Here is a 14,769-nt window from a genome sequence, read left to right on the forward strand (position 1 = left end):
TCAAGCCCTTACGCAAGAAAGCGAGCAATACGACAGCCATGGCTGAGGCCCAGACTTCCCCCACGTTCTCGACTTCGCTCGGACCGGGGGGACCCCCACCGGTGGGCTCCACCACCTCCGGCCAGATCGCGGTGGCCGCCGAGTCGACCGTCGCCACGCGCATGAGCGCGCCGCCCTCCTTCGACGTGGCGGACTTCCCGGTGCCGCACGGCCGCGAGGAGGAGTGGCGCTTCACCCCGCTGGAGCGGCTGCGCGGCCTGCACGACGGCAGCGCGGTCGCCACCGGCGGCGGTGTGCGGGTGGACGTCCAGGCCCCCGACGGCGTCACCGCCGAGACCGTCGGGCGTGACGACGCGCGGCTCGGCCGTGCGGGCACTCCGGTGGACCGCGTCGCCGCCCAGGCGTACTCGGCCTTCGAGAAGGCATCGGTGGTGACCGTCCCGAAGGAGACCGTCCTCACCGAGCCGATTCGCATCACCGTGCACGGCGAGGGCGGCACCGCCTTCGGCCAGCAGATCATCGAGCTGGGCGCCTTCGCGCAGGCCGTCGTGGTCATCGACCACACCGGTGACGCGGTGCTCGCCGCCAACGTCGACTTTGTGCTCGGCGACGGCGCCCAGCTGACCGTCGTCTCCGTCCAGGACTGGGACGACAAGGCCGTGCACGTGGCGCAGCACAACGCCCTCGTCGGCCGGGACGCCTCCTTCAAATCGGTCGTGGTCACCTTCGGCGGCGATGTCGTACGGCTGCACCCGCGCGTCACCTACGCGGGCCCCGGCGCCGAGGCCGAACTGTACGGCCTGTACTTCACGGATGCCGGCCAGCACCAGGAGCACCGCCTCCTGGTCACCCACAACACCCCGCACTGCAAGTCGAACGTCGCCTACAAGGGCGCGCTCCAGGGCGACGACGCGCACGCGGTGTGGATCGGCGACGTCCTGATCGAGGCCAAGGCCGAGGGCACCGACACCTACGAGATGAACCGGAACCTGGTGCTGACCGACGGCGCCCGCGTCGACTCGGTGCCGAACCTGGAGATCGAGACCGGCGAGATCGTCGGTGCCGGCCACGCCTCCGCCACCGGCCGCTTCGACGACGAGCAGCTCTTCTACCTGATGGCCCGCGGTATCCCCGAGCGCGAGGCCCGCCGCCTGGTGGTCCGTGGCTTCTTCGCCGAGCTGGTCCAGCAGATCGGCGTCGCGGACATCGAGGAGCGTCTTCTCGCGAAGATCGAAGAGGAGCTGGAGGCGTCGGTCGCATGAGCGCCTTCGTACGCGTCTGTGGGCTGAGCGAGCTGACGGAGGACACCCCGAAGCGGGTGGAGATCGACAGCACGCCGATCTCGGTCGTCAGGACCGAGGGCGAGGTGTTCGCGATCAACGACATCTGCTCGCACGCCAATGTCTCGCTCTCCGAGGGCGAGGTCGACGACTGCCACATCGAGTGCTGGCTGCACGGCTCGCGCTTCGACCTCCGCTCGGGAAAGCCCGACGCCCTGCCCGCGACGCGCCCCGTCCCCGTATACCCCGTAAAGATCGAAGGGGACGACGTGCTCGTCTCCCTCACCCAGGAGTCCTGAGAGGGCACCCATGGCAACGCTTGAAATTCGAGACCTGCATGTCACCGTCGAGGCCGACAACGCCACGAAGGAGATCCTCAAAGGCGTCGACCTCATCGTGAAGCAGGGCGAGACGCACGCCATCATGGGCCCCAACGGCTCGGGCAAGTCGACCCTTGCCTACTCGCTCGCGGGCCACCCGAAGTACACGATCACCGGTGGCAGCGTCCTGCTCGACGGTGAGGACGTCCTGGAGATGACCGTCGACGAGCGCGCCCGCGCGGGCCTGTTCCTGGCGATGCAGTACCCGGTCGAGGTCCCCGGCGTCTCGGTCTCCAACTTCCTGCGCTCCTCCGCCACCGCGATCCGCGGCGAGGCGCCCAAGCTGCGTACCTGGGTGAAGGAGGTCAAGGAGACCATGGAACGGCTCCACATGGACCCGTCCTTCGCCGAGCGCAACGTCAACGAGGGCTTCTCCGGCGGCGAGAAGAAGCGCCACGAGATCCTCCAGCTGGAGCTGCTCAAGCCGAAGATCGCGATCCTCGACGAGACCGACTCGGGTCTGGACGTCGACGCCCTGCGGATCGTCTCGGAGGGCGTGAACCGCGTCCACGAGAGCGGCGAGGTCGGCACCCTGCTGATCACGCACTACACGCGCATTCTGCGCTACATCAAGCCCGACCACGTCCATGTGTTCGCCGACGGCCGGATCGCCGAGTCCGGCGGCCCCGAGCTGGCGGACAAGCTGGAGAACGAGGGCTACGAGGCATATGTGAAGGGTGGCGCATCCGCGTGACACCGTCCCGCCATGGGCTCCCCGGCCTCCTCGACACCGAGGCGATCCGCAAGGACTTCCCCGTCCTGGACCGGCTGGTCCACGACGGCAAGAAGCTCGTGTACCTGGACAACGCGGCGACCTCGCAGAAGCCGCGCCAGGTGCTGGACGCCCTGAGCGAGTACTACGAGCGCCACAACGCCAACGTCCACCGCGGTGTGCATGTGCTCGCCGAGGAGGCCACGGCGCTGTACGAGGGCGCGCGCGACAAGGTCGCGGAGTTCATCAACGCCCCCAGCCGCGACGAGGTGATCTTCACCAAGAACGCCTCCGAGTCGCTGAACCTCGTGGCGAACATGCTCGGCTGGGCCGACGAGCCGTACCGGGTGGACCACGACACCGAGATCGTCATCACCGAGATGGAGCACCACTCCAACATCGTCCCGTGGCAGCTGCTGTCGCAGCGCACGGGCGCGAAGCTGAAGTGGTTCGGCCTCACCGACGACGGACGGCTCGACCTGTCCGGCATCGAGGAGATCATCACCGAGAAGACGAAGATCGTCTCCTTTGTGCTGGTCTCCAACATCCTGGGCACGGTCAACCCGGTCGAGGCGATAGTGCGCCGCGCCCAGGAGGTCGGCGCCCTGGTCTGCATCGACGCCTCCCAGGCCGCCCCGCACATGCCGCTGGACGTGCAGGCGCTGCAGGCCGACTTCGTGGCCTTCACCGGCCACAAGATGTGCGGCCCGACCGGCATCGGCGTGCTGTGGGGCCGCCAGGAGCTGCTGGAGGACCTGCCTCCCTTCCTCGGCGGCGGCGAGATGATCGAGACGGTGTCGATGCACTCGTCCACGTACGCTCCCGCCCCGCACAAGTTCGAGGCGGGCACCCCGCCGATCGCGCAGGCGGTCGGTCTCGGCGCGGCGATCGACTACCTCACCGCGATCGGCATGGACAAGGTTCTCGCCCATGAGCACGCGCTCACCGAGTACGCGGTGAAGCGGCTGGGCGAGGTCCCGGGCCTGAAGATCATCGGTCCGGCCACGGCCGAGGACCGGGGCGCGGCGATCTCCTTCACACTCGGTGACATCCACCCGCACGACGTGGGACAGGTCCTCGACGAGCTGGGCCTCGCGGTACGCGTGGGACACCACTGCGCGCGACCCGTCTGCCTCCGCTACGGAATTCCCGCGACCACGCGAGCGTCGTTCTATCTGTACTCCACGCCGGCCGAGATCGACGCTCTGGTCGACGGACTGGAGCACGTACGGAACTTCTTCGGCTGAGGGGCGTGCTGACAGGTGAAGCTGGACTCCATGTACCAGGAAGTCATCCTGGACCACTACAAGAACCCGCACGGGCGTGGTCTGAGGGATGGCGACGCCGAGGTGCACCATGTGAACCCGACGTGCGGTGACGAGATCACCCTTCGCGTGAAGTACGACGGAACGACGATCGAGGACGTCTCGTACGAGGGCCAGGGCTGCTCCATCAGCCAGGCATCGGCCTCCGTGCTGAACGACCTCCTCGTCGGCAAGGAGCTGGCCGAGGCGCAGAAGATCCAGGAGACCTTTCTGGAGCTGATGCAGTCCAAGGGCCGGATCGAGCCCGACGACGCGATGGAGGAGGTCCTGGAGGACGCGGTTGCGTTCGCCGGTGTCTCCAAGTACCCGGCCCGGGTCAAGTGCGCCCTCCTGAGCTGGATGGCGTGGAAGGACGCGACGGCCCAGGCGCTGGGCGGAGCCGACGCCGAAAGGAAGACGGCATGAGCGACACCGTGGAGATGAAGCCGGTCTCGGAGGACGAGCTCCGCGAGGCCCTGATGGACGTCGTGGACCCCGAGTTGGGCATCGACGTCGTCAACCTCGGCCTGATCTACGGCATCCACATCGACGAGTCGGCCAATATCGCCACCGTCGACATGACCCTGACGTCGGCGGCGTGTCCGCTGACGGACGTCATCGAGGACCAGGCCAAGTCCGCCACGGACGGCCTCGTCGACGAGCTGCGGATCAACTGGGTCTGGATGCCCCCGTGGGGCCCCGACAAGATCACGGACGACGGCCGCGAGCAGCTGCGGGCGCTCGGGTTCAACGTCTGAGTCCCTGCCGAGTCCCTGCCGCGCTTTGTCCGCGTGGTGTGCGCAAGCGTACGGCGGCACCCCTTAAGGGTGCCGCCGTTCGTGTGGGCGGGGCCGGTCGGTCAGCTCAGCGCGCGCTGGAGGCGGAACGCCGAGTCCGCGCGGTACAGGTCGGTGTCCTGGTACGGGTCCAGCTTGAGCTGGAAGTCCTGGTGGCGCAGAAAGCGGCCCGGGTAGTTCACCGACTCCAGCACGACCGCGCCGGGGTGGGCCGCGGGGCGCGGGCAGAAGGTGGCGTCCTTGCGGAACAGCGCCGAGCCGTCGTCGCGTTCGGCGCGCAGTACGAAGGAGCGGTGGCGCGCATAGGCGCCGTCGGCCGTGGTGAACGAGTAGCAGGAGCCGTCGGCCAGGCCGCCGACCAGTCGGAAGGTGGCGGCCCGGCGGTCCGCGGGCGAGCCGACGGGATCGAGCTTCACCAGGCCGCCGCTGACATGCCAGTAGCGGTCGGGGTAGTTCACCGAGCGGACGGACCGCAGCGCCGGAGAGTCTTCCGAGGTGCCGGACGAGCCGCCGTGCGCGGCGCCGTGCGCCGCGCCGGATCTGGGCGGGCGGGCCGAGGCGGACGAGGGTGACGAGGGGGCCGAGGGGGCCGAGGGGGACGCAGCGGCCCGCGGGCCGTCGTGGTGTGCGGGGGTGTCGGGCGTGGCGGCGGTGGTCGTGGTCGACGTCGGGCCGCTGTCGCCGTGCGGCGGTGCCGTCGTACTCGGCGAGGGCGAGGCGAAGGAGAGCAGCCCGGGGGCGGCGTCCGTGGGTGCCTCGGACCGCACCTGCGCCGACGACTCGTCACCGGTCGGCCGGTCGACGGATATCGCCGTCAGGCAGGCCACGACCGTGGCCGTGGCCAGCCCGCCGGCCAGCCAGAGTCTTCGGGTTCCCGGTGTCCGGGAGGCGTCGGGGGACCAGCCGTGCTCCCAGGACGGGTGCCGCGGTGATCGGGGGGTGGTTTGTGGCATGCGCTGTTCCTCCAGCGGCGCCCTGAGCGGCGGCCGGGGATGTGGGGGCGGGGTGATTGAGGGGTGAAACACTAGTGGAGCCGGAGGGCCGGCGGGGACCGTTTCAGCGAGCGGTTTCTCCGCGATGGCACCCGCCGCGGACGCCGACGGGATGTCACATCCGCAGTCGGCGAAGGCACTGACGCTACATCAAATAGTGCCGTACGGAGCCGAGTTGGGGGCAAGCTGGTCCGGCGCGGGGATGAGCCGGCCGGGGTGTGTCGATGGGCGCGGACAAGGCGGTCCACGTCGCAGGGGAGGACCTGGGACCGGCCAGGGGCGGCCAACTCCCGTGCTGCCGCCGTGTCTCGGTGTCGTCGTGTCTCGGTGGGGCGCCGCGGTCCGTGCCGAGCGGCGCGTGCTGACCCGGCTGCATGAGTCCGGCCCGGTCTCCGTCGGCCCCGGGCCCGCCGCCTTAGAGTTGCGAACAGAATGGGAGTCCGATCAGCGTGCGGGAGCCGACCCCGTGGCCGGGGTGTCGGCCGTACGAACCGCTATGTACGCTCGTACACATGGGGTATCTGCTGCTCTTCGGAGCCATAGCGGCCGAGGTGACCGCCACCACCGCGATGAAGTACAGCGACGGCTTCAGCAGGCCGGGGCCCGCGCTGCTGACCGCACTCGGCTATCTCGTCTCCTTCGTCCTGCTCGCCCAGACCCTGAAGAGCCTGTCGATCGGCACGGCGTACGCGATCTGGTCCGGGGTCGGCACCGCGGCCATGGCGGTGCTCGGTCTGCTGCTGTTCGGGGAGGGGCTGACCGCGATGAAGATCGCCGGGCTGCTGCTGATCATCGGCGGCGTCGTGGTCCTGAACCTGGGCGGCGCGCACTGATGGCCCGGCGCCACGACCCGGACCGACGGCAGCGGATCATCGACGCGGCGATCCGGGTCGTCGGGGAGAAGGGCATCGCGGGGCTGAGCCACCGGACCGTCGCGGCCGAGGCGGACGTCCCGCTCGGCTCCACGACGTACCACTTCGCCACGCTCGACGAACTGCTCGTCGCGGCGCTGCGGCAGGCCAACGAGGGGTTTGCCGGGGTGCTGGTCGGCAGCGGTGTGCCGGACGACACCGAGGGCGACCTCGCGGCCGGGCTCGCACGGGTGCTGGGTCAGTGGCTGGGCGGCGACCGCACGAGCGTCGAGCTGGAGTACGAGCTGTATCTGGCGGCCCTGCGACGTCCCGCGCTGCGGCCGGTGGCCGCGGAGTGGACACAGGAGACGGCACAACGGCTGGCCACCCGGACCGACCCGGTGACGGCCCGGGCCCTGCTCGCCCTGATGGACGGCATCTGCCTTCAGGCCCTGCTGACCGGAGGCGAGTACGACGAGGGGTATGCGCGGGAGGTACTGGCCCGGGTGATTCCCTGACGGATGGGCCTCGGGGTTCGATGGCCCGACGGGTGGGCCTCGGGGTTCGGTGCCGGGCGGGCGCCGCTCGCCGACCGGTACCTGAGACGGTTCGCCGCCGGTTCGCCCGTGCGGGCCCGCCCACGTTAGGTTGCCCTCATGACCGACACGACTGCTCCTCGCACCACCGGCGCCGTGGCCGCCGGGCTCGCCACCGTCGCCGCCGACGGCACCGTTCTCGACACCTGGTTCCCGGCGCCCGAACTGGCTGCCGAGCCCGGTCCGTCCGGCACCGAGTCGCTGTCGGCCGAGCAGGCCGTGCGGTTGCTCGGCGAGGGCGCCGCGAAGGCCGTCGGTCCCGACCCCCGTCGCAACGTCGAGGTGGTGGCGGTGCGCACGGTCATCTCCTCCCTCGACGCGAAGCCGATCGACGCCCACGACGTCTACCTGCGCCTGCACCTGCTCTCGCACCGCCTGGTCAAGCCGCACGGGCAGAGCCTGGAGGGCATGTTCGGCTTCCTCGCCAACGTCGCCTGGACCTCGCTCGGCCCGGTCGCCGTCGACGACATCGAAACGGTGCGGCTCAACGCCCGCGCCGAGGGCCTGCACCTCCAGGTGACCTCGATCGACAAGTTCCCGCGCATGACGGACTACGTCGCGCCGAAGGGCGTCCGCATCGCCGACGCCGACCGCGTGCGTCTCGGCGCCCACCTCGCCGAGGGCACCACGGTCATGCACGAGGGCTTCGTGAACTTCAACGCGGGCACCCTGGGCACCTCCATGGTCGAGGGCCGTATCTCCGCGGGCGTCGTGGTCGGCGACGGCTCGGACATCGGCGGCGGCGCCTCCACCATGGGCACGCTCTCCGGCGGTGGCAACGTGATCATCTCCATCGGCGAGCGCTGCCTGATCGGTGCCGAGGCGGGCGTCGGCATCGCGCTCGGCGACGAGTGCGTCGTGGAGGCCGGACTGTATGTCACCGCGGGCACCCGTGTGACCATGCCCGACGGCCAGATCGTCAAGGCTCGCGAACTCTCCGGCGCCTCCCACATCCTCTTCCGCCGCAACTCGGTCACCGGCGCCGTCGAGGCCCGCCCGAACAACGCGGTCTGGGACGGCCTGAACGAGATCCTGCACAGCCACAACTGACCCGCCCTCCCTGGCCGGTCACCGGGCGTCCTTCCGCCGCTGGGCGGGGGGACGCCCGTGCGCGTCTGAGTCGTCGGCGCGGGGGCGCTCGCGCGTCGGAGTCGGCCGCGGCCCGGGCGGCCGGAGCGGTTCTGCGGGGCCCGTGTCCGGACGTCGGTTCGGGGCTGCTCAGGTCGCCGTGAAGTCCTCGTACAGGGACAGTAGTTGGGCCGTGGTCCCGGGGTCGGCCGGGCGCAGGGGTGGGCGTACCGGGCCCGCGGGGTGGCCGAGCGCGTTCAGGAGGGCCTTGGCGGTGACCGTGCCGGGCAGACCGGCCGCCGTCGTCGCCTCGATCAAGGGTGTGGCCCGCCGCTGGAGCCGGGCCGCTCGCCCCGTGTCGCCCGCGTCGAACGCCGTCAGGATGTCGGCGACTTGGCGCGCTACGACGTTCGCCACCGTGCTGACGCAGCCCGCCGCGCCCAGCGCGTACAGGGCGAGGATGTGCTCGTCGCAGCCCGCGTAGTACGCCAGTTCCGTGCGCGCCAGCACCTTCTGGGTGCCGAGGAGGTCGTAGGAGCAGTCCTTGACGGCCACGATCCGCGGATGGTCCGCGAGCCGGATCATCGTCTCGGGCTCGATGCGAGTGCCGGTGCGGCCGGGGATGTCGTACAGCATCACGGGCAGCCCGCTCGCGTCCACGACCTGTCGGAAGTGCGCCTCCAGCGCGTCCTGTGGGGGTCTGCTGTAGTACGGCGTCACGACCAGCGCGCCGTCGGCGCCCGCCCGCTCGGCGGCCCGGGTCAGTTCGACGGTGTGCCCGGTGTCGAAGGTGCCGACGCCCGCGACGATCGTCGCCCGTCGGCCGACGGCCTCCCGCACGGACCGGACCAGCTCCGCCTTCTCGGTGTCGGTGAGGGTCGGCGACTCGCCCGTCGTGCCGCCCAGTACCAGTCCGTCGCAGCCCTCCGCCACCAGCCGCTCGGCCAGCAGTCCGGCGCCGTCGAGATCGAGCGCGCCCGTCGGGGTGAAGGGCGTGACCATGGCGCACAGGGCGCGGCCGAAGGGGGGAACGGGGCGGTCCGGGTTCGTCATGGCTTCAGTCTCGGCAGGGCGACGTTGTAGCTCCACTTAATTCCTCTACGAGGTGTTGGTAAGCGTTACTGCGGAGTGGTGGGGCGCACGTATCGGTGACCCAGGTCCGACCCGGCGCCGCGGGTCGGCCGTGTCCGCCCACCGACGACTTCGATCGTCTGGACAAAAAAAGTTTTCGGTGGGAGGGTGGGCGCATGCTGGACGTGACCGTGATCGAGGACCCCGAGGCCGCCGCCGTGTCGCTGGACCCGACGAGGGCCCGGCTGCTCGCCGAGTTGGCCTCCGCGCCCGCGTCGGCCGCCATGCTGGCCGGCCGGGTCGGGCTGCCCCGGCAGAAGGTGAACTACCACCTCAAGGCGCTGGAGCGGCACGGCCTGGTCGAGCTGGCCGGCGAGCGCCGCAAGGGCAATGTCACCGAGCGGCTGATGCGCGCGACCGCGGCGTCGTACGTGATCAGCCCGCTCGCGCTGGCCGCCGTACAGCCCGACCCGGACCGCTTCCGGGACCAGTTGTCCGCCCGCTGGCTGCTCGCGCTCGGCGCCCGGCTCGTCCGGGACGTCGGCACGCTGATCACCGGCGCGGCGAAGGCCCGTAAGCGGCTGGCGACGTATGCCCTGGACGGCGAGGTCCGCTTCGCCTCGGCTGCCGACCGCGCGGCCTTCGTCCAGGAGCTGACGGCGGGCGTGAGTGCCCTCATCCGCAAATACGACGCCTCCGACGCCGAGGGCGGCCGGGACCACCGGATCGTCGTCGCCGTCCACCCGACGGTCAAGGACCAGCCCACGGCCGACGCCCAGGCCGCGGTCGACGCCAGGCCCGCGGTCGACGCCAAGCCCGCGGCCGATGACCGGCCCGTGACCACGGACCAGTCCGTGGTCAACGACCAGCCCGCGATCGACGGCCATTCCACCCCGGTCGACGGCTCCGCCCCGATCGACGGTCGTTCCACCCCGGTCGACGACCGGACCACCGCCCGTGACCGCCGCCCGGTCCGGGACCACGCCTCGGTCCGGGAGCGTTCCGCCCCGGAACCGGATCCGCAGTGATCAGGAGCTCCGCCATGTCCAAGGAATTCGAGATCGTCAGCGAGTTTGAGGTCGACGCCACCCCGGAGGAGGTGTGGCAGGCCGTCACCACCGGCACCGGGGGATACCTGTGGCCGATGGAGCCGCCGGAGCCCCGGGTGGGCGGCCGCGGCCCCTTCGGGTCCGCCATCACCGCCTGGGACCCGCCGCACCGCTACACCAACCGCGTCGAGGACGTCGAGGGCATCCCCCAGCAGACCCTCAACCAGCTCGACTACACCATCGAGCCGCGCGACGAGGGCCGCCGCGCCTGGGTGCGGTACGTGCACAGCGGCATCTTCGTCGACGACTGGGACAACCAGTACGACGGCGCGAGCAAGCACACCGAGTTCTATCTGCACACCCTGCGCGAGTATCTGGCCCACTTCGCGCCTCGCCCGGTGGCGTTCGCCACCTTCGACGGGCCCGAGGCGTCCACGGCCGCCGACGCCTTCACCACCGTCGGCCGGGCCCTCGGCCTCGGCGACGACACCGCGCAGGGCGCCCGCGTGCAGGCGCACGGTCCGCAGGGTCGGCTTGTCGACGCCGTCCTCGACTTCCGCAACCCGTACTTCATCGGACTGCGCACCGACAACGCCCTGATCCGCTTCTTCGGGCGCAACCACTGGGGCGCGCCGGTCGGCATCTCCGTGCACGACTTCGCGCCGGACGCCGATGCCAAGGCGAACGAGAGGGCCTGGCAGGGCTGGCTGAACGGGGTGTTCGGCCAGCCCTGAGCGGACGGCGCCGCGGGGGGGGGGCCCCGGCCCCCCCGGGGGGGGCCCCCGCGGCCGGGGCCCCCCGGGCGGTGGCGGCCCGCGGGCGAAGAGGCGGGCGCACCCCGGGGCCCCCCCCACCGCCCCCCCCCCCCCCACCACGGCCCTGCCCTTCCCCCCAGCCGCCCACGCCGCCACACCTGCCGACGCCGCAAGACACTCCCCCGGCGAGACCATCACCCTGCCCGTCAGCGACGCCCTCGCACAGCTCCCCGTCCAGGACGAGGACCGCACCGGCTACACCCGTGACAAGTTCAAGCACTGGACCGACGCCGACAAGGACGGCTGCAACACCAGAGCCGAAGTGCTGAAATCCGAAGCCGTCAACCAGCCCGGGCAAGGCGCCAACTGCACCCTCACCGGAGGCACCTGGTACTCGCCCTACGACAACCAGTACATCGACAACGCGAAGAAACTCGACGTCGACCACCTCGTCCCCCTGGCCGAAGCGTGGGACTCCGGCGCCTCCGCCTGGACCGCGAAGCAGCGCGAGGAATACGCCAACGACCTCACCGATACGCGGGCCCTGATCGCCGTCTCCGCGGCCTCCAACCGGTCCAAGGCCGACAAAGACCCCACCGGCTGGCTCCCTCCCCACATCCCGTACCGGTGCGAATACCTGACCAACTGGATCACCATCAAGACCCGGTACACACTGAGCATCGACCCCACCGAACACAACACCCTCACCCGCGAACTCGCCCCCTGCCCCGACAAACCCATCACGGTGACCCTGGCCCAGTAGCCCGCCATCGCACGCCGGAAAGCCCGAGACCCCCGCCGCTCAACGCGCGCAGCAGGAGCCTCGGGGGCGTTCAGCCGCAGCCGTTGCGGTTGATCTTCAAGGAACGAGTCTGGTCGTTGAGGTTGTAGCCACGCAGATCGTGGATGGAACCGCCGCTGCGGGTGACACACACCCACCGGCCGGCGTAGTTCCGCTTCTCGTAGACGCGGGCAGTGCGGTCACTGTTGTTGCGGATACTGCTGCCGCGGTCACGGATCGAGGACGGCAGATCCTTCACACCCCCGTCCACGGCCCGCCGCACCCACGGCTGCCCACCGAAATCAATCTCCGGGTAGATACACACGTAGCCGGACGGACAGTCGATAGCAGCCCGACCGGCCGTGGTGGCTTCGGAAGCAGAGGCGGGAACACCCGCCAGCGGAGAGAGTGCCAGGGCAGCGACGGCCGCAGCACGCATCACTTTCTTCATCATGACATCAGGCATACGGGGTGCCGACGGCCGGGAGGACGGTTTGGCCTGCCGGTTCACCCCAGCGGAGGAGCGCAGCGGGGTGTACGCCCCGCTGCGGTTCACCCCAGCGGAGGAGCGCAGCGGGGTGTACGCCCCGCTGCGGTTCACCCCAGCGGAGGAGCGCAGCGGGGTGTACGCCCCGCGTGAGCGCCGGCACCGGCGGCGCACTCTCACCGCGGCCCGTCACATGGGACCCGTTCCTTCTACGCCAGGGCCTCGCGAGGGCCGCAAGTGTCCAATAGATGGCGGATCTGATGATCAAGGAGACGCGTCTGATGACGGAGACCGCAGTGGGGAACGAGCAGGCTGAGCAGGTGGGGCAGGCACCGTCGAGTGTGGTGTCGGACGAACAGCCCGTCGCGATGCTGGTTGACCGGGCCCGGAAGGAGGGCTTGCAGCTGACCGGCGAGGGCGGGCTGTTGCAGTAGCTGATCCACGGCGACTGCTCACCTCTTCTCATATGCAGGCCAGCAACCCATCAAGCCCCCGCATTCCAAGGTAAGTTACAGCATTCTGTTAGGAGTTCTTAAGCGTTCCTCGAACTCACCATCGCACGTTGCCGCTTCCCACCGACACAATCAGGCCCAGGCGTGCTGCCTCACGACGTTGGTTCCAGTTCTGCGGTGTCGGCGAAGACACACCCCTTGCGCTTCCTATTTTAGGAATCTACTGTGTTCATGAGGTCAGGGGAGCAGCCCCAGACCCGCACCGGAAGGACCCGGCCATCATGGCGTACATCCCGCCCTCCACCAGCTACGGCACCTGGTGTAACCACGGCGACCGCACGAACACCAGCGTCGAAGCCACCGTCACCGACTACATCGGCGGCGCCGACGCCGAATGGGTCGAGCGGGTCGAGTCCACCGGCGCCTTCGAGCGGATGGCCGACGACTACCGCGGCGCCATCAACGAGGCCCTTCCCGACGGGGTGTCCCTGTGTGGCGACGAGTTCTACGGCCCATACCACGACGAGGACTGCTCGTGGGACGGTGAACTCGACATCAAGGACCTCATCGAGGGCATCGACCTGGGCGCCATCGTCGCCCGTCACGACCCCGACAACGCCTGACAGCCCCATCCCAGCTGCCCCGGCCCGCCGCCGGGGCAGCCCCGTATACGGAGAACCACATGCCCGAGAAGACTTACACCGACCCGCCCGGCATGCCCGGCGATGAGCGGATGACGCCCGCGGAGTTCAAGGTCGTCCGCGAGTTCCTCGGTCTTACCGGGGACTGGCTCGCGACCCACCTGGGCGTCTCGCCTCGCACCGTCAGGCACTGGGAATACGGCAAGTACCCCATCCCCGAGGGGGTCCGGCTGGAGATCGAGGACCTTGAGCGCCGCACGGGCGAGTTCGTCAGCGGCATCATCGAGCAGCTGATGGATCTGCCCGACCCAGGGGTGATCACCTACCGGGGTGACCCCGAGTACCACGCTGCCCATCCGGAGATTGCGTTCCCGGCCTCATGGCACCGCGCTGTCGTTGCCCGCGTCGCACAGGAAGTACCTGCTCTGTCCATCGCGTTCGCCAGCGACGTCGACACTGCTGCACAGCCCTGACCGGCCGTCGCCCTGCGGCCACCAAGTCGGCCCAGAGCCGCCAGAAAGCCCCTCCGCGGCTGGGAGAACGGGTACTCAGGTGTGGCTGTGGCGGCCGAAGAGGGCTTTCAGGAGCCCTGGGGGCTGCTGGGCAAGGTCCGTGCGGCAGCTGGGACAGTGGCGTCCGTCCTCGGACGGGACCGCATCGCTGTAGTACTCGCCGGGCGGGCCGGTGACGGACTGTCCGCAACGCTCGCACGGCGCCGGCGCCGCCGGGCCGGCCGACTGCACCAGATCCGGCTGCTGGTCCCCGGCACGGGCCGGTGCCGGCGCCTGCTGCCCCCGCACGGCCGTCTGCCGCGCTTCCACACGCTCCCTGCGGAACTGTTCCTCGCGGGCGAGGCGGCGTTCTTCATCGATATTGCTTGACGTTGGTGCTGCTCCCACTCGCCCCCGTTTGGGCCGCGGCGAGCTGGGCGTACACGCGGGCTTCATCGCTCCAGTACGACCGAGCACGTGCCCAGCTCGGCCACCTCAACACGGTGCTCAAGGAAGATCTACACAGCGTGCGTGTCACCCAGGCCTACGGGGGCAGCAGCAGCGCCGCGCAGCAGCCTTCCGAGAGACCGCTGAGCAGCAACGCCGGGAACAGATGCGCTCTCAGCTTTATCTGGCGAGGTTCTTCTCCTTTGTGGAGTTTCTCCCCGACTTGGCTACGGCCCTGGTCCTCGCCGTAGGCGCGGTCCGAGTGAACGACGGGACGCTCACAACCAGTGGGATCGTCGCCTTTCTGCTCTACACAGATATGTTCTTCAGCCCCATCCAGCGCGCCTCCCAACTGTTCGACGAATACTAACGCGCTAGGACAGGAACAAGCCGGATCCCCGAACTGCTGTGCACCGAACCAATAGTGACCAACCCGCTCAGGCTGCGTGGAGTTAAACGGGCGGTTGTCCGGTGACCTTGAGATGTACGACCTTCACTACACATACCCGGGTGGGGACGCTAAGAGGATGTCTCACGTGGTGATGTGGTGAGCTGGGGCATCATTGCTGCTTGTGGGTGTCGATCTGTCGCAACGGCTGGTTCCTGACGGTCTGT

18 protein-coding genes and 2 pseudogenes are annotated in these 14,769 nt (G+C 69.8%); 17 read left to right on the plus strand and 3 right to left on the minus strand.

Features of this window, described 5'->3' with window-relative positions:
- Positions 1-38 precede the first annotated feature (38 nt).
- Genes sufD through ACWEKM_RS36180 form a run of 6 tightly spaced genes read left to right on the plus strand, consistent with a single transcriptional unit; the run spans position 39 to position 4,434 of the window.
- Positions 39-1,262: a Fe-S cluster assembly protein SufD gene (gene sufD, locus ACWEKM_RS36155; protein ID WP_451625509.1), complete on the plus strand. Its 1,224-nt coding sequence runs from the start codon at positions 39-41 to the stop codon at positions 1,260-1,262.
- The gene (locus tag ACWEKM_RS36160) at positions 1,259-1,579 is read left to right on the plus strand and encodes a non-heme iron oxygenase ferredoxin subunit (protein ID WP_451625510.1); all 321 of its coding nucleotides are present in this window, start codon (positions 1,259-1,261) and stop codon (positions 1,577-1,579) included. The genes sufD and ACWEKM_RS36160 overlap by 4 nt, the downstream gene beginning before the upstream one ends.
- 10 nt (positions 1,580-1,589) lie before the next feature.
- The gene (sufC, locus tag ACWEKM_RS36165; protein ID WP_451625511.1) at positions 1,590-2,354 is read left to right on the plus strand and encodes a Fe-S cluster assembly ATPase SufC; all 765 of its coding nucleotides are present in this window, start codon (positions 1,590-1,592) and stop codon (positions 2,352-2,354) included.
- Positions 2,351-3,619: a cysteine desulfurase gene (locus ACWEKM_RS36170; RefSeq protein WP_451625512.1), complete on the plus strand. Its 1,269-nt coding sequence runs from the start codon at positions 2,351-2,353 to the stop codon at positions 3,617-3,619. Before sufC ends, ACWEKM_RS36170 begins: the two co-directional genes overlap by 4 nt.
- A gap of 15 nt (positions 3,620-3,634) precedes the next feature.
- On the plus strand, positions 3,635-4,102 hold the full coding sequence (gene sufU, locus ACWEKM_RS36175; protein WP_451625513.1) for a Fe-S cluster assembly sulfur transfer protein SufU: 468 nt from the start codon (positions 3,635-3,637) through the stop codon (positions 4,100-4,102).
- Positions 4,099-4,434, plus strand: a complete 336-nt coding sequence (locus tag ACWEKM_RS36180; protein ID WP_451625514.1) for a metal-sulfur cluster assembly factor — start codon at positions 4,099-4,101, stop codon at positions 4,432-4,434. Before sufU ends, ACWEKM_RS36180 begins: the two co-directional genes overlap by 4 nt.
- A gap of 101 nt (positions 4,435-4,535) precedes the next feature.
- On the opposite strand, the gene ACWEKM_RS36185 is transcribed toward ACWEKM_RS36180, so the two are convergent.
- Positions 4,536-5,426, minus strand: coding sequence for an AbfB domain-containing protein (locus ACWEKM_RS36185; RefSeq protein WP_451625515.1), 891 nt, complete (start codon positions 5,424-5,426; stop codon positions 4,536-4,538).
- A gap of 551 nt (positions 5,427-5,977) precedes the next feature.
- Between ACWEKM_RS36185 and ACWEKM_RS36190 the strand changes: the two genes are divergently transcribed.
- The 3 genes from ACWEKM_RS36190 to dapD all read left to right on the plus strand — a co-directional run bounded on the left by ACWEKM_RS36190 (position 5,978) and on the right by dapD (position 7,962).
- Positions 5,978-6,298, plus strand: a complete 321-nt coding sequence (locus ACWEKM_RS36190) for a DMT family transporter (protein WP_451625516.1) — start codon at positions 5,978-5,980, stop codon at positions 6,296-6,298.
- Positions 6,298-6,834, plus strand: a complete 537-nt coding sequence (locus tag ACWEKM_RS36195) for a TetR/AcrR family transcriptional regulator (RefSeq protein ID WP_451625517.1) — start codon at positions 6,298-6,300, stop codon at positions 6,832-6,834. The genes ACWEKM_RS36190 and ACWEKM_RS36195 overlap by 1 nt, the downstream gene beginning before the upstream one ends.
- Positions 6,835-6,972: 138 nt before the next feature.
- Positions 6,973-7,962, plus strand: coding sequence for a 2,3,4,5-tetrahydropyridine-2,6-dicarboxylate N-succinyltransferase (dapD, locus tag ACWEKM_RS36200; protein WP_451625518.1), 990 nt, complete (start codon positions 6,973-6,975; stop codon positions 7,960-7,962).
- Between the two features lie 168 nt (positions 7,963-8,130).
- Here the strand turns inward: dapD and dapA are convergent, their stop codons facing one another.
- Positions 8,131-9,033 carry a 4-hydroxy-tetrahydrodipicolinate synthase gene (gene dapA / locus ACWEKM_RS36205; RefSeq protein ID WP_451625519.1) on the minus strand — a complete coding sequence of 301 codons (903 nt, stop codon included), beginning with the start codon at positions 9,031-9,033 and terminating at the stop codon, positions 8,131-8,133.
- Positions 9,034-9,227: 194 nt separating this feature from the next.
- Between dapA and ACWEKM_RS36210 the strand changes: the two are divergent.
- The 3 genes and pseudogenes from ACWEKM_RS36210 to ACWEKM_RS36220 form a co-directional block, all read left to right on the plus strand.
- Positions 9,228-9,824 (plus strand): annotated as a pseudogene (locus tag ACWEKM_RS36210) (ArsR/SmtB family transcription factor); the annotation flags it as partial.
- A 269-nt stretch (positions 9,825-10,093) separates the two neighbouring features.
- On the plus strand, positions 10,094-10,834 hold the full coding sequence (locus tag ACWEKM_RS36215; RefSeq protein ID WP_451625520.1) for an SRPBCC family protein: 741 nt from the start codon (positions 10,094-10,096) through the stop codon (positions 10,832-10,834).
- A gap of 343 nt (positions 10,835-11,177) precedes the next feature.
- Positions 11,178-11,618, plus strand: a complete 441-nt coding sequence (locus tag ACWEKM_RS36220) for an HNH endonuclease family protein (RefSeq protein ID WP_451625521.1) — start codon at positions 11,178-11,180, stop codon at positions 11,616-11,618.
- A gap of 70 nt (positions 11,619-11,688) precedes the next feature.
- On the opposite strand, the gene ACWEKM_RS36225 is transcribed toward ACWEKM_RS36220, so the two are convergent.
- Positions 11,689-12,090, minus strand: a complete 402-nt coding sequence (locus tag ACWEKM_RS36225; protein ID WP_451625522.1) for a peptidase inhibitor family I36 protein — start codon at positions 12,088-12,090, stop codon at positions 11,689-11,691.
- Positions 12,091-12,404: 314 nt separating this feature from the next.
- Between ACWEKM_RS36225 and ACWEKM_RS36230 the strand changes: the two are divergent.
- The 5 genes and pseudogenes from ACWEKM_RS36230 to ACWEKM_RS36250 all read left to right on the plus strand — a co-directional run.
- Positions 12,405-12,554 (plus strand): annotated as a pseudogene (locus ACWEKM_RS36230) (IS256 family transposase); the annotation flags it as partial.
- 302 nt (positions 12,555-12,856) lie between these two features.
- A complete protein-coding gene (locus ACWEKM_RS36235; RefSeq protein WP_451625523.1) occupies positions 12,857-13,198 on the plus strand; it encodes a hypothetical protein in 342 nt (113 codons plus the stop codon).
- Between the two features lie 59 nt (positions 13,199-13,257).
- Positions 13,258-13,689 (plus strand): helix-turn-helix domain-containing protein, encoded by a 432-nt coding sequence (locus ACWEKM_RS36240; RefSeq protein ID WP_451625524.1) that lies wholly within the window; start codon positions 13,258-13,260, stop codon positions 13,687-13,689.
- Positions 13,690-13,776: 87 nt separating this feature from the next.
- Positions 13,777-14,097 (plus strand): hypothetical protein, encoded by a 321-nt coding sequence (locus ACWEKM_RS36245; RefSeq protein ID WP_451625525.1) that lies wholly within the window; start codon positions 13,777-13,779, stop codon positions 14,095-14,097.
- Between the two features lie 28 nt (positions 14,098-14,125).
- Positions 14,126-14,524 carry an ABC transporter transmembrane domain-containing protein gene (locus ACWEKM_RS36250; RefSeq protein WP_451625526.1) on the plus strand — a complete coding sequence of 133 codons (399 nt, stop codon included), beginning with the start codon at positions 14,126-14,128 and terminating at the stop codon, positions 14,522-14,524.
- Positions 14,525-14,769: the final 245 nt, after the last annotated feature.

The sequence above is a fragment of the Streptomyces sp. NPDC004752 genome (genome assembly GCF_053601275.1).

Bases quoted from the DNA above. Each gene is read 5' to 3' on its own strand.
- sufD (WP_451625509.1), top strand. From the start codon at position 39: ATGGCTGAGGCCCAGACTTCCCCCACGTTCTCGACTTCGCTCGGACCG.
- ACWEKM_RS36160 (WP_451625510.1), top strand. From the start codon at position 1,259: ATGAGCGCCTTCGTACGCGTCTGTGGGCTGAGCGAGCTGACGGAGGAC.
- sufC (WP_451625511.1), top strand. From the start codon at position 1,590: ATGGCAACGCTTGAAATTCGAGACCTGCATGTCACCGTCGAGGCCGAC.
- ACWEKM_RS36180 (WP_451625514.1), top strand. From the start codon at position 4,099: ATGAGCGACACCGTGGAGATGAAGCCGGTCTCGGAGGACGAGCTCCGC.
- ACWEKM_RS36185 (WP_451625515.1), bottom strand. From the start codon at position 5,426: ATGCCACAAACCACCCCCCGATCACCGCGGCACCCGTCCTGGGAGCAC.
- ACWEKM_RS36190 (WP_451625516.1), top strand. From the start codon at position 5,978: ATGGGGTATCTGCTGCTCTTCGGAGCCATAGCGGCCGAGGTGACCGCC.
- ACWEKM_RS36195 (WP_451625517.1), top strand. From the start codon at position 6,298: ATGGCCCGGCGCCACGACCCGGACCGACGGCAGCGGATCATCGACGCG.
- dapD (WP_451625518.1), top strand. From the start codon at position 6,973: ATGACCGACACGACTGCTCCTCGCACCACCGGCGCCGTGGCCGCCGGG.
- dapA (WP_451625519.1), bottom strand. From the start codon at position 9,033: ATGACGAACCCGGACCGCCCCGTTCCCCCCTTCGGCCGCGCCCTGTGC.
- ACWEKM_RS36215 (WP_451625520.1), top strand. From the start codon at position 10,094: ATGTCCAAGGAATTCGAGATCGTCAGCGAGTTTGAGGTCGACGCCACC.
- ACWEKM_RS36225 (WP_451625522.1), bottom strand. From the start codon at position 12,090: ATGATGAAGAAAGTGATGCGTGCTGCGGCCGTCGCTGCCCTGGCACTC.
- ACWEKM_RS36235 (WP_451625523.1), top strand. From the start codon at position 12,857: ATGGCGTACATCCCGCCCTCCACCAGCTACGGCACCTGGTGTAACCAC.
- ACWEKM_RS36240 (WP_451625524.1), top strand. From the start codon at position 13,258: ATGCCCGAGAAGACTTACACCGACCCGCCCGGCATGCCCGGCGATGAG.